At 58.6% G+C, this 11,936-nt stretch carries 13 protein-coding genes and 1 pseudogene; 8 read left to right on the top strand and 6 right to left on the bottom strand.

Annotation, left to right across the window (positions count from 1 at the left end; genetic code table 11):
* The first annotated feature begins 147 nt into the window (after window positions 1-147).
* From BLU71_RS10205 to BLU71_RS10210, 3 genes and pseudogenes are all read left to right on the top strand, one after another.
* Window positions 148-540 carry an AraC family transcriptional regulator gene (locus BLU71_RS10205; RefSeq protein ID WP_083352988.1) on the top strand — a complete coding sequence of 131 codons (393 nt, stop codon included), beginning with the start codon at window positions 148-150 and terminating at the stop codon, window positions 538-540.
* 51 nt (window positions 541-591) lie between these two features.
* Window positions 592-696: pseudogene (locus BLU71_RS28145) on the top strand (DNA-directed DNA polymerase); the annotation flags it as partial.
* A 56-nt stretch (window positions 697-752) separates the two neighbouring features.
* Complete coding sequence (locus BLU71_RS10210) at window positions 753-1,649, top strand: serine hydrolase domain-containing protein (protein WP_083352989.1); 897 nt, start codon at window positions 753-755, stop codon at window positions 1,647-1,649.
* On the opposite strand, the gene BLU71_RS10215 is transcribed toward BLU71_RS10210, so the two are convergent.
* Complete coding sequence (locus BLU71_RS10215) at window positions 1,623-2,555, bottom strand: LysR family transcriptional regulator (protein ID WP_083352990.1); 933 nt, start codon at window positions 2,553-2,555, stop codon at window positions 1,623-1,625. The two genes, BLU71_RS10210 and BLU71_RS10215, sit on opposite strands and share 27 nt — an antisense overlap.
* A 145-nt stretch (window positions 2,556-2,700) precedes the next feature.
* On the opposite strand from BLU71_RS10215, the gene BLU71_RS10220 reads away from it, so the two are divergent.
* From BLU71_RS10220 to BLU71_RS10230, 3 genes are all read left to right on the top strand, one after another.
* Window positions 2,701-3,747 carry an SDR family oxidoreductase gene (locus BLU71_RS10220; RefSeq protein WP_083352991.1) on the top strand — a complete coding sequence of 349 codons (1,047 nt, stop codon included), beginning with the start codon at window positions 2,701-2,703 and terminating at the stop codon, window positions 3,745-3,747.
* A gap of 58 nt (window positions 3,748-3,805) precedes the next feature.
* Entirely contained in the window at window positions 3,806-5,116 is a 1,311-nt protein-coding gene (locus tag BLU71_RS10225; protein WP_083352992.1) for an NTP/NDP exchange transporter, read from the top strand.
* Between the two features lie 165 nt (window positions 5,117-5,281).
* Entirely contained in the window at window positions 5,282-6,184 is a 903-nt protein-coding gene (locus tag BLU71_RS10230; protein ID WP_065617128.1) for a bestrophin family protein, read from the top strand.
* Window positions 6,185-6,227: 43 nt separating this feature from the next.
* Here BLU71_RS10230 and BLU71_RS10235 read toward each other — a convergent pair whose 3' ends face one another.
* Entirely contained in the window at window positions 6,228-6,527 is a 300-nt protein-coding gene (locus BLU71_RS10235; protein WP_042610244.1) for a hypothetical protein, read from the bottom strand.
* 136 nt (window positions 6,528-6,663) lie between these two features.
* Here BLU71_RS10235 and BLU71_RS10240 point away from each other — a divergent pair, with 136 nt between their 5' ends.
* Window positions 6,664-7,275, top strand: coding sequence for a transferase (locus BLU71_RS10240; RefSeq protein WP_083352993.1), 612 nt, complete (start codon window positions 6,664-6,666; stop codon window positions 7,273-7,275).
* A gap of 118 nt (window positions 7,276-7,393) precedes the next feature.
* Here the strand turns inward: BLU71_RS10240 and BLU71_RS10245 are convergent, their stop codons facing one another.
* The 4 genes from BLU71_RS10245 to BLU71_RS10260 form a co-directional block, all read right to left on the bottom strand.
* Window positions 7,394-7,849 carry a hypothetical protein gene (locus tag BLU71_RS10245; RefSeq protein ID WP_064361865.1) on the bottom strand — a complete coding sequence of 152 codons (456 nt, stop codon included), beginning with the start codon at window positions 7,847-7,849 and terminating at the stop codon, window positions 7,394-7,396.
* Window positions 7,850-7,965: 116 nt separating this feature from the next.
* The gene (locus BLU71_RS10250) at window positions 7,966-9,069 is read right to left on the bottom strand and encodes a tetratricopeptide repeat protein (protein ID WP_083352994.1); all 1,104 of its coding nucleotides are present in this window, start codon (window positions 9,067-9,069) and stop codon (window positions 7,966-7,968) included.
* Between the two features lie 157 nt (window positions 9,070-9,226).
* Window positions 9,227-9,967: a class I SAM-dependent methyltransferase gene (locus BLU71_RS10255; RefSeq protein WP_083352995.1), complete on the bottom strand. Its 741-nt coding sequence runs from the start codon at window positions 9,965-9,967 to the stop codon at window positions 9,227-9,229.
* Between the two features lie 46 nt (window positions 9,968-10,013).
* Window positions 10,014-10,688: a glutathione S-transferase family protein gene (locus BLU71_RS10260; protein ID WP_197680939.1), complete on the bottom strand. Its 675-nt coding sequence runs from the start codon at window positions 10,686-10,688 to the stop codon at window positions 10,014-10,016.
* A gap of 153 nt (window positions 10,689-10,841) precedes the next feature.
* Here BLU71_RS10260 and BLU71_RS10265 point away from each other — a divergent pair, with 153 nt between their 5' ends.
* Window positions 10,842-11,858 carry an AraC family transcriptional regulator gene (locus tag BLU71_RS10265; RefSeq protein ID WP_083352996.1) on the top strand — a complete coding sequence of 339 codons (1,017 nt, stop codon included), beginning with the start codon at window positions 10,842-10,844 and terminating at the stop codon, window positions 11,856-11,858.
* The last annotated feature ends 78 nt before the right edge of the window (window positions 11,859-11,936 follow it).

The following is an 11,936-nucleotide window of genomic DNA, read 5'->3' on the forward strand; positions in this document are numbered from 1 at the left end:
CGGAAACACTATTGAAAATGCGCAATTTTGCGCCTCCAGCAGCGCAAAATTGCGCCCCCATAACGACACGCATTCCGTTAAATTTTTTCCATCGACTGACCGCAGGATTGAGCTTATCAACCGGCTACTGGGAAAAAAGGAATCAGGATGAAAAAGGAAACATGCGCGTCCTCACTTAAGGATGTGACTAAACAGACCGGGCAATTGAAACCTTGGCAGATTCAACGCGCGGAGCAGCTGATGCTCGATAACCTGGACGCAGATATTTCAGTGGCAGCTATCGCACAGGCCTGTGCGCTATCGCGCAGCCATTTCACCCGTCAGTTCAAAAAGAGCACTCTCGTCTCACCCAAAGAATGGATGCGAGCGCAGCGGATTTTGCGGGGCAAGCAGTTGCTTCAGACGTCTAGATTGTTGCTTGCGGAGATTGCACTGGAGTGTGGTTTCTTTGATCAATCTCACTTCTGTCGAATATTCGTGCAAACCGAAGGTGTGACTCCCAGAGCTTGGAAACAGAACAATCAATCGCCTGTGCGGTGATTTGATGAGCCGCATAACGGGGCCAAGTCGTGCCTTCAGGTTTGAACCTAGGAGGCGGCGCGTGTGAACGGCGCCTTGGTGGAATTGCCGTACCCGACCAACGACGTGAGGCTGACGAAGGCTGCGACCGAAGCGGTCAATCGCCGTTTCCGACCTCGGCCAGACAAGCTATCGTATCGAACTCTCGCTTCGTCAAACCCCCAGGAAAGCCAATGCCCAGCTCACTTGTATTGAACGGCCAGGCTCACCACCTCGACCATTCAGACCCCATAACCCCATGGTGGAGCTTTACCAAAACAGTGTTGGCAGCGACCGCGCTTTCATTGGTACGTGACGGTCTGATCGAACTGGACGAGCCAGTTCTCAACCAGCCTTTTACGCTGCGTCAGTTGCTGCGGCATGAGGCAGGTCTCGCCGATTATGGCGAGCTGGCTGAATATCACGCCGCCGTCGCTGGCAATGAGGATGCATGGCCGGTGATTGAAATGATGCAACGTCTTGAGGGTGCGCGACTTCGATACAGCCCTGGCACCGGATGGCGTTACTCGAATGTTGGTTACCTTTTCGTCGTGAGACTTATTGAACAGCTCACTGAGCTGACGCTTGAAGAGGCCATCCGCCGACGCGTCTTGACCCCATTAGGCCTTTCGAGCGTTCGCTTCGCTAAAACGCGGGCCGATTTGAAGGAATGCCAAGGTGGGAATACGTTGAACTACGACCCCGCCTGGGTCTATCACGGCTTGCTGATTGGCCCCCTCTCGCAAGCGGCGTTATTACTGGATCGGCTCCTCGCCGGCCAACTCCTTCCCTCGACGTTGCTCCAGGCAATGCAGACAGCACAACCCTTGGGCGGGCCGATTCCAGGACGTCCATGGATCGCTCCGGGGTACGGCCTTGGTTTGATGCAGGGTTCGATTGAGGGCGGATTGATGCTGAGCGGACACACGGGTTGCGGACCCGGCAGTGTCATTGCCGTTTACCGAGTCTGCGATGGCAACGCATCAGCCTGTTGCGCGGGTTTCGAGATGGGAGCCAATGAAGGTGCCGTTGAAGCCCACGTCGTCCAACGATTGATGCAGGCCTTACGACACGGCGCTGACAACGCCTGAGTTCTTTGCCGACTGCCGTTCGCCCCGCAAAAAATCCACAAACGCCCTCAGCGGCGAAGGCATGTGACGGCGTCCGTGGTAGTAAAGAAACGGACCGTCGAAGGCCTGCCACCAGTCCTCGAGGATCCGCACCAGTCGACCATCGGAGAGCGGCTCGCGCAGAAAATCCTCGAAGGTATAGATGATGCCCAGCCCGTTGATGGCCGAGCGAACTGTCAAATCGTGGGACGACGTCAGCAGTGGCCCTTGAGGCGGGATACGCACGATACGGCCGTCTCGATGAAACTCGAATACGCCGACTTTGCCACTCTCGAACCGATGGCCAAGCAGGTCATGGCCCGGCAGTTCTTCGGGGTGAGTGGGCGTACCGCGTTCAGCCAGATAGCCCGGGGCGGCGGCTGCAACGAAGCGTTGGCGACGCGGGCCGATGGGCACGGCGATCATGTCCTTGGCCAGGCTCTCTTCATAGCGCACGCCGGCGTCATACCCGCCAGCGTTGACGTCGACGAAGGTGTTGTCCATGACGACTTCGACACTGACCCCTGGATAAAGGCGCAGAAAACGCGCCAGCAGGTCGGGCAACAGAAAGCGTGCCACCGGCACTGGCACATTGAGCTTTAGCGTGCCGACCGGGCGCTGAGCGTCGTCGTCCAGATCGTTGAAAGCGGCGTCGATTTCTTGCAAGGCCGGGCGCAGGCGCTCGAGCAATCGCTCGCCGGCCGCCGTCGGCGTGACGCTGCGGGTGGTTCGATTGAGCAGGCGCACGCCCAAGTCTCCTTCCAGCCGACGCATGCAGTCGCTCAGCGACGAGGCGGACAAACCGCGCTTCTGCGCCGCAGCACGAAATCCCCCCGCCTCGACCACCGCAGCAAATATCGACACATCGGTAAGGTTTGGTTTACGCATGGATGCTCCCTCCGCAGGCGCCTGACTGTACGCCATACCGTACGGGCCATCCACCAATGCCCGGCTTATCCTCGCGCATTCGTACACCGATACTGCTCACTCGCCCCGCCAACCGGGAACCTATGACGCGAATGAGAACTCCCCGATGATTCATTCACCCGCTACGCCGAGCAATACCGCGACCCAACGCATCCTCAAGGCCGCCCGAACGCTGTTCGCCATTTCCGCGCTGACCGGCACACTGGCTGCGGAGGCCACTCCCCGAACGGAGCCGAAGCCGGACTGGTCCACCCAGGACATGCCCAGCCAGAAAGGCCGCATCGTACTGGTCACCGGGGGGACCAGCGGCATGGGCTATGAGGACGCGCTGGCCTTGGTGGGAGCCGGTGCCGAGGTGATCATCGCCGCACGCAACGCCGAGCGCGGCCGCGAAGCGATCGCAAACATCAAGCAAGCCGTGCCCGAGGCGCGAGTGCAATTCGAAACCCTGGATCTTGCCAATCTGCAATCGGTGCGCGATCTCGCCAACCGTTTGCAAGGGCGCCTGCCAAGGCTCGACGTGCTGATCAACAACGCCGCGATCATGTCGCCGCCGGTTCGAGGCGTTTCGGCCGACGGCTACGAGATGCAGCTGGCGACCAATTACCTGGGGCATTTCGCCCTGACCGGCCTGCTGATGCCCCTGCTACGCAAAAGCGACGATGCTCGGGTGGTCAGCCTGTCGAGCATCGCCGCAGGGCGCGCAGTCCTGAACTTCGATGACCTGCAGGCTGAGCGCGCTTACGACCCTTTCGCCAGCTACAGCCAATCGAAACTGGCGATACTCAAGTGGAGTATCGAGCTGCAGCAACGCAGCGACGCCGCCGGTTGGGGAATACGCAGCATCGCCGCGCACCCCGGTGTTGCCGTGACCGAGCTGATCGCTCGCGGGCCTGGCCTGGACAGCGAATTCGGCAAACAATGGGCTTTAGAGCGGGACAGGTATCATTCCGCAGCGCAGGGCGCGCTGCCGACGTTGTATGCGGCGACGGCGCTGGAGGCCGTCGGCGGCGCCTACTATGGGCCCACCGGAGACAACGAGAAGCGCGGGCCGCTGGGCTTTGCCAGGATGCCACCGGCCGCTGCCGATCGCTCGAATTCGGACACACTGTGGCAACTCTCCGAGCGACTGACCGGCGTCACTTACCGCTGACTGCGCCGGCACGGCCAAGCCCCGTGCCATTGCCCCGCCACTCCTACAGGAGCGCAACATGGATACGTCTCTTCTCGCCCACCGCGCCGGCGCCATCATCAATGCCGAGGCGCACGAGCTGCGCCCTGCGCTCCATGGCTTTCTGCTGTTCGTTTGCCTGTTCGCCGGCTATTTCATGCTCCGCCCGATCCGCGAATCGATGGGCATCACTGCCGGCGTCGAGAACTTGCAGTGGCTGTTCACCGCGACCTTCCTGGTCATGCTGGCGGCCGTTCCGCTGTTCGCCTGGCTCAGCGCACGCGTGCCGCGCCTGCATTTCGTGGACTGGGTGTACGGATTTTTCTGCGCCAACCTGTTGTTGTTCGCCGTCTTGTTCCTGGGTGAGGACAGCCCGTGGCTGGCGCGCGTGTTTTACGTCTGGATATCGGTCTACAACCTGTTTGTCGTATCGGTCGCCTGGAGCCTGATGGCCGACGTGTTCGACAGTGCCCAGGCCAAACGCCTGTTCGCTTTCATCGCAGCGGGCGCCAGCGTCGGCGGTCTGAGTGGTCCTGCGCTGAGCGCGTTGCTGATCGGGCCGCTGGGTGAGTCCGGCCTGATGCTGCTGGCCGCTGTTTTGCTCGGCGCTGCGATGTTGTTCAAGCGCAGGCTGATGCACTGGCGTGAACGGGGTGGCGCAGGACGCCCCGATGCCGCGCCGAGCGAAAGCCCCCGCAGGCCGTTGCCGGGTAATCCGTTCAGCGGTACGACGGCCGTTTTGAAATCACCCTATCTGATCGGTATTTGCGGCTTTGTGGTGCTGTTGGCGACAGTCTCCACCTTCCTTTACTTCGAGCAGGCACGTGTCGTCGCCGAACACTTCCCGGACCGCGAGGCGCAGGTGCGGGTATTCGGCATCATCGACTTTGTCGTGCAAGCGGGCGCCCTGCTCTGCCAGCTGTTCATCACTGGACGCCTCGCCCAAAAGCTCGGCGTCGGCGTGCTGTTGGCCATGGTGCCGCTGGTCATGTGCGCAGGGTTCATCGGCCTGATTTTTGCGCCCAGCTTCGGCCTGATCGCCGCGCTGATGATCGTGCGTCGCATCGGAGAGTACGCCTTCGTGCGCCCAGGCCGGGAGATGCTGTTTGCCCCGCTCGATGCCGAAAGCAAGTACAAGGCGAAGAACGTCATCGACACCGTGGTCTACCGCGCCGGCGACGCCATCAGTGCCTGGGCGAAAAGCGCGCTGGACGCCCTCGGCCAAGGTGCAGGCATGGCAGCGCTGGTCGGCGCGCTGTGTGCACTGCTATGGGGTCTGCTGGGTTGGCGGCTCGGCGACCGGGCGGACCGACAATCCAGTGCGTCGGCAGCGCGGCAAACCCCCGCGTAACGCAGTCAAGTCGACAGATAAGGATTTTTCTCGAAAATATTAGCCGTTCAGCTAGCCCGGCTCCGCAGATTGACTGACGGTTGACCGCTTCACCAGGGAACTGCCGGTGCCAGGCATCGTCCGAGCTTAAGCGTTTAAGCAAACTGCTCGCCACGAGGTTTCCGTTTGAAAGCTGCCATCGTCAAAAAATACCGTCTGATCATCAAGACCCTCGGCTACGTGGGCTGGTCCTTGTTCTGGTTGCTGCTCTGGGACATCGCCGTCACCGTGGATTTCATGCTGTTTCTCAACGCCAAGCTGAATCTGCCGCTGATGCCGCTGACCTTGCTCGGTTCAGCGTTGATCGTGTTGATCAGTTTTCGCAACAGCAGTGCCTACAACCGCTGGTGGGAAGCCCGAACGCTGTGGGGCTCGATGATCAACAATTCCCGCAGCTTCGCCCGGCAGGTGCTGACGCTGCTGGACGATGCGGGTGGCGAGGTGAATCCGGTCAAATCCACGCTGTTGCGCCGCCACGTCGCTTACGTCAATTGCCTTGCCGCGCATCTGCAAGGTCAGCCTTGTCCTGACGAGGTGCGGGCGTTTATTCCCGCCGAAGAGTTTGCCCGCAGTGGCACAACCAATAACTTTGCCAACGATATCCTCACCGGCTCGGCGACGTTACTCGCCAAGGAATACAAGGCCGGGCATCTGGACAGTATTCGCCTGGCGCGACTTGAGTCGACGCTGGTGGACCTGTCCAACAGCCAGGGCGGCATGGAGCGGATCGCCAACACGCCGCTGCCCTACCCTTACGTGTATTTTCCACGGCTGTTCATTTCGCTGTTCTGCCTGATCGTACCGGTGGGACTGGTTGAATCTTTGGGCTGGTTCACGCCCCTGGCGTCGACCGTGGTCGGGTTCATGCTGCTGGCCATCGAACGCATCGGCACCGATCTGCAAAGCCCGTTCCGCCACAGCGAACACCAGATTCAAATGGAAGCGCTGTGCGAAACCATTGAAAAGAACTTGCAGTCGATGCAGCGTGATTCCTTGGGTGATGTGCGCAGGCTTGAAGAGCCCGCTTGAGGCGCTGCTTTAGCCGCAGCGCTTTTCATCGGATGCAGAGCGATTATTGATAAGTGTCCGCCTCCTCGGCGGGGTAAAACTCACCCTGCTTGCCCAGTTCTTCCAGTCGTTCGCGCGCGATCACTTCAACGCGAGCCACTGCGGCCTGATCGTCAGGATCCACCAGTTGCAAACACAGGCGTTGGACATTCTGATCATGAGTACCCTCGCTGAGCATTTCGTGGGTGAAGACCTGTTCAGCACGCCATAGGCATAACTGGGTATGAGTTCCGCCGAGCCATATCTCGTTGATTGATCCCAGATCAGTGGTAGCCAGTTGATCCACGGTAATTGTCTTATCCATTGCGTCGTACCTGAAGAATGCTCGTAAACAGGTACGACTGGCAGGCACAGCGTGTCGTTCCAACAGTCGACAGTTTGAGCGCGCCGATGATGTTGCAGCAGATCGCATACCAATCTCACTTGTTCGGAAGATGCTTATGAAATCAGCAAAAATCGACGACTACATCGCCAGTTGGCCTTTACTGGGCGTCGGCTCGACTGCCCCTTGGGCGGTGACTCAGGACTGCGAGAGCCGAATCCTCGCATTGCTTGAAACGCTCGGCGCCGGCTACCGGCGTCAAGGCAATTGTGCCGTTCATGAAACCGCCATCGTTGAGCAAGGCGCCGTTCTCAAAGGCGCAATCATCATCGGCGAAGGCTGTTTTGTAGCCGCGGGCGCTTATCTTCGTGGTGGTGTGTATCTCGGCAGAAACTGCATCGTTGGCCCCAGCTGCGAGCTGAAAAGTACTTTCGTGCTCGATGGCAGCAAACTTGCCCACTTCAACTTCGTCGGCGACTCAGTGATTGGCGAAGCGGTGAATATTGAAGCCGGCGCGATCATTGCCAACTACCGGAACGAACTGGATGGGGCTGATATCAAGATCCGTCACGAAGATCAGGTGATCGAAACAGGCGTCAGCAAGTTCGGAGCGCTGGTGGGTGACGGCTGCAAGGTTGGCGCAAATGCCGTGATCGCTCCTGGAGCTTTGTTGCGGCCCCACACACGTGTGCCTCGTCTGGGATTGATTGATCAGTTTGCTTACGATTAAAACGAAATGTGTACTCAGGAACTGAATCGCCGTCGCGCGGGGCTGCCCAACTCAGCCAATCTCCCATACGAAAAAGCCCGCAAAGCGGGCTTCTTCAGGCATCGACCAAGCATGCCGCTTACTTGTTCCTCAACAACACATAAGTCTCACCGCCCTTGCGGTCATGCTGAAGAATGAAGTTGTTGTCCTGGATACGCACCTTTGACGGCACACGATCAGCAACCGGCGTTTGCGAGTAAATCTGCGCGGCACTCAGCAATTGTCGGGTCAGGCTGTCATCCGACTGACTGGCAGTGGCGACGACGCATTCCTTTTCGGAGAGTTGCACGGAAAGATTTTTGTCTGCGGTGAAGCCGATGCGCGTGAAGCCCATGTCCACAAGCTCGGTGATGCCGTTCCTCTTGGCCGCTTCAGCCGAGCCGGCGAACGACGGGGCGGTTTTCAGACAAATGTCGATAAAAGCTTCAATCGCTTTGGAGGTGACAGGTGTCGGTGCGGTTGGCGTTGCAGTGGTGCAGCTGGCGAGCACGAACAGGCTGGACAAAGCCAGTGTGCGGAACAACGTATTGGACATGACGCGGGAATCCTTCCATTTGAAATTCGCAATGCAGCCGTCTGGCTGAAACCGCCGGAACAGGCGGCGTGCATGATAAATGAAAAACGCGATACCAGGCTGGCCACCCCTGCAGCTTACTGTTCGCTTGTCAGATCACCTTTGAGTCCCCTGAGACCCGACGGGCTTGAATAGAGGGTCTCCAGAGCCGATATCTCAGCCAGTTGCTGCGGCGAAAGTGTTTTCTCTTCTTTCTCAAGCTGCTCGCGCATGGGGTCTGCAATATCGCTCGGCAGCGTCTGTTTAAGCGCCACACGCAACAATCCGCAAGCCTTGAGCTTGTTACGGCTGACGCCCTGCCCATTATCGAAATGAACGGCGAGAGTAATCTGCGCCACAGCGTGACCTTGAACCGCCGCCTGCAACAGCCAGTGATTGGCAAGTGGATAGTTCACCGGTACATCCCCGCCACTGCTATAGAGATAGCCGAGGACGTACTGGGCGTTGACCCGACCCTGATCGGCGGCACGGGTATACCAACGCAATGCGGTGGGTACGTCTTTAGGAGTACCAGTGCCTTGTAAAGTGACCGCCCCCAATAATTCAAATGCAAAGCTATCGCCAGCATTGGCCGCTTGGGTGAGCAATTTGACGGCGTGTTGAGGGTCGGCTGGAATTCCTTTACCGGAAAAATAGAGTGTGCCTAATAGCGTCAGAGCCTCGGCATCTCCATGATCGGCTGCCTTGCTAGCCCATTTGAACGCCTGTTGGTCGTTTGCCTCAACGCCGTAACCTTTGTCATAAAAGATAGCGAGTTGTCGTTGAGCCTTGGTATGACCTTGTTCTGCTGCCTTGCTGAACCATTGCGCACCTTTGACAAAATCACTGGCCACCTCTCCACCCGCGATGCTTGCGACCCCCATGTAATATTGTGCGTCGGCGTATCCCTGATCGGCCGACTCAGTTATCCATTGCAGACCTTTTGGTCGATCAACTTCGACGCCTCGACCGTAATATTCAATGATGCCAATCTTGTATTGCGCAACGGGGTCGCCTTTTTCTGCAGCGCTCAAGTACCAGTCTGCGGCTTTGCCAGGGTTGCGGCTGACTATCAGCCCCTCCTCATAGGCTGAGGCGATCAAGGCAGTAAGGCTATAAGGGCTTCGCCATAGTGCGATCACGAAGGTAACAAGAAGAAAGGCCAAGAGGCTGAGGCATAGAGCAATCGAGAGCTTGCGCAATTTTGAATCCGTTCATGAATGGGAGGACAACGCTCGGGGCCGAGTCGCCCGACAGGTTATCGCCAGTTTCATGATTAGCTTTATGACATCGCCTTTACAAAGTGCCAATTACTCTCGCCGACTGCCGCTCTTCGTATCAGATAAAAAAAGACCGAAGTCAATTTTTCCGAGCCCAACTCCCAAACATCACATCCCCAACATAGACGCCTGAAGAGCCTGAACGCTCCTGATCCAGACGCGCCTGCAACGTTTCAATTTCGACCTCTTCTGCACTGGCCACCCCTAACGCAATGATTCGCGGCAAGCACGCTCGAACGATGGCGCCAAGGCTGTAGGGCGCATCAGGCGTTTGTACCAGGCACTCGGCGCGTACGCTTTCCACGGTCAAGCCTGCCTGGCTGAAAATGCCGTGCAGGTTAAACCCGATGTGCAAATCCGCTCCTTCGCGAGCAAGCATTTGCTGTAACCAGCGTTGCGCTCTTTCATGCAAAGGGAACGGCTCGACACTGGCAGGCGCCAGCGTCGTATCGTGTTCCTGGAAGACCATGATTCCGCCGGGGCGCAGACACTTCGACAGTGCTCGGATCGTCGCCACCGCGTCCTGTTGATACATCAGGACGCGCCTGCCGACGATGGCGTCGAAAGTGCCGACAGAGTCTGGCAATTCCTGGAGGTCTGCCTCGAGAAAAGTCAGCGCATGTCCTGCGCTGCGCTGGCGTGCAATGGCAATCGCAGCGGCGTCGTGATCGACTCCGATGACTTCCCCGTTTTCCACTAGATCACACAGCAGCAAAGAAACATCACCCGAACCGCAGCCTACGTCGAGGATCCGCATTTCTTTGCCGATGCCCGCGTCGATCAGCAAGCGTGTGGTGAAGTCGAGTCGGTTGAGCGGCATTATCAAATTCCCTGAGTTTTGCGAAAAATCATGGCAGGCACGTCAGTCATCTGGCACCCAGCAGCGCTTCATCCTTCGCCACCGCACGTTGATAGGCGTCGCGGCTGATCAACCTCTCGGCATAGGCGAGAAACGCAGCTCTGGGCGGCAAGGTTTGCAAGCCTAACCCCCAGCCAATGTGCGAGCCAACATAAACGTCTGCAGCGGTGAAGCGTTCGCCGGCAATAAACGGATGCGCCGATACCGCGCGTTCGAGCTGATCGACCGTGCGCTCATAGCTGCCGTAGCCAAAGAAGAACTCCTGATCCGGCGTCGGGTTGAAACCGGCGCGGTGGTCGGTGACCGCCTGCTCCAGCGGCCCGGCAGCGAAAAACATCCACCGGAAATAAGCGGCGCGCTCCGCTGCCACCGGGGCCAGCCCGGCTTCGGGAAATGCCTCCGCGAGGTACGCACAGATGGCGGCAGTTTCTGTTATGGTTTGCCCGTTATGCACCAGGGCCGGGATCTTTCCCATCGGGTTCACGTCGCGAAAAAAACTGACGCGCCGATCATCAGCGTCGGCCATCGTTGGCACTGCCAGCGCGGCACCACCCCAACGGTCAGCCTGACTGGTCGACTGGTAATCCATGACCACCGTCTCATACGCGCAGCCGATTTCTTCGAGCATCCAGCGCACCATACGCCCGCGAGAATTGGGGTTGGTATAGAACGTCATTGTCATCGTGAGCTCCTTTTGGCTCGGTGTGTTGACGACAATGGTAAGAGCGAAGCGGTATCAGCCTGTGGGCGCCTTGCGCCAGAATACTTGCAGAACGCGCCATTGGCGGCGCGTTGCATCACGCATCACCGCTATCCTGCGGTTCGGAGCCTGGAAATGCCGCACCATCACACCAGCACCGAGCGGTGTAAATTGCCCAGGGTCTTCTGGGAATCGATAGCGCAGCTGGGCCTGAATCCCTCGTCGATTGAGCAACACGCTCAATTGCCCCGCGACCTGCACCTGAACGAATCGACCTTTGTCAGCACACAGCAGTTATTCGCTGTCTGGAACGCCATTGAGGTGCTTTCGGCAGACCCCGCTTTTGCGATTAAAATGGTTCGCGACACGCCCAGTGCGAAGCACAAAATGGCGTTCATCACGGCGTTATATGCGGCTGATTTTCGCGACGGACTTGCGCGGTTGGCGCGCTTGCAGCGTCTGTGCAGTCCCGACAAGTTATCCATGGTCGAGCGCCAGGGGAGTGTGTCATTCACGATTCAGTGGCCTTCCGGCACGGGGCCGGCGCCCTGTCTTTCTGTGGAAGCGTGTTTTGCCTTGGTACTGGAGCTCGGTCGTCGAGGCAGCGGTGAACACATTGCGCCTCTGTCATTACGCTTGAGACGGCCAAAGCCACCGCTGGAAACTCACTCGGATTATTTCGCATGTCCCATCCGCTACGGCGCCAGCCATGACGAGATGATCGTAAGCGCCTCTGATCTTGATCGGCCGTTTCTGCAACACAATCCGCAGGTGCTGCACATGATGAGCCCCGGCCTCGATGCCGCACTACGCGCGATCGAAACGCCGCCAGGCTTCTGTGAGCAGGTCATCGAAATACTGAAACGCGCACTGGCGAACGGACGGCCCAGTCTGCAACATCTCGCCCGAGAACTGCTGCAGAGCGAGCGCACACTGCAACGCCGCTTGGCATCCGAGGGTACGACCTTCAATGCACTGCTCAACGAGGCGAGGCGTCAAGTGGGATTTCAGCTACTGGCTGATACAAGCCTGGAGCTTAAAGAGGTGGCCTATCTTCTCGGTTATGAAGACGTCAACTCGTACTATCGGGCCTTCCGGCAGCGAGAAAATGTTTCACCCGGTCAGTGGCGACGCTCAGCGACTCACCCATGACGCTGGCAGGAAGTGCGCTTCGGGCCGAAAGCAGATGCCAGGTGCCCGCAACAAAGCGGGCACCGCATCCTGTACCTG

Origin of the sequence: Pseudomonas moraviensis, from assembly GCF_900105805.1 — a bacterium.
Classification (GTDB): Bacteria; Pseudomonadota; Gammaproteobacteria; order Pseudomonadales; family Pseudomonadaceae; genus Aquipseudomonas; species Aquipseudomonas moraviensis_A.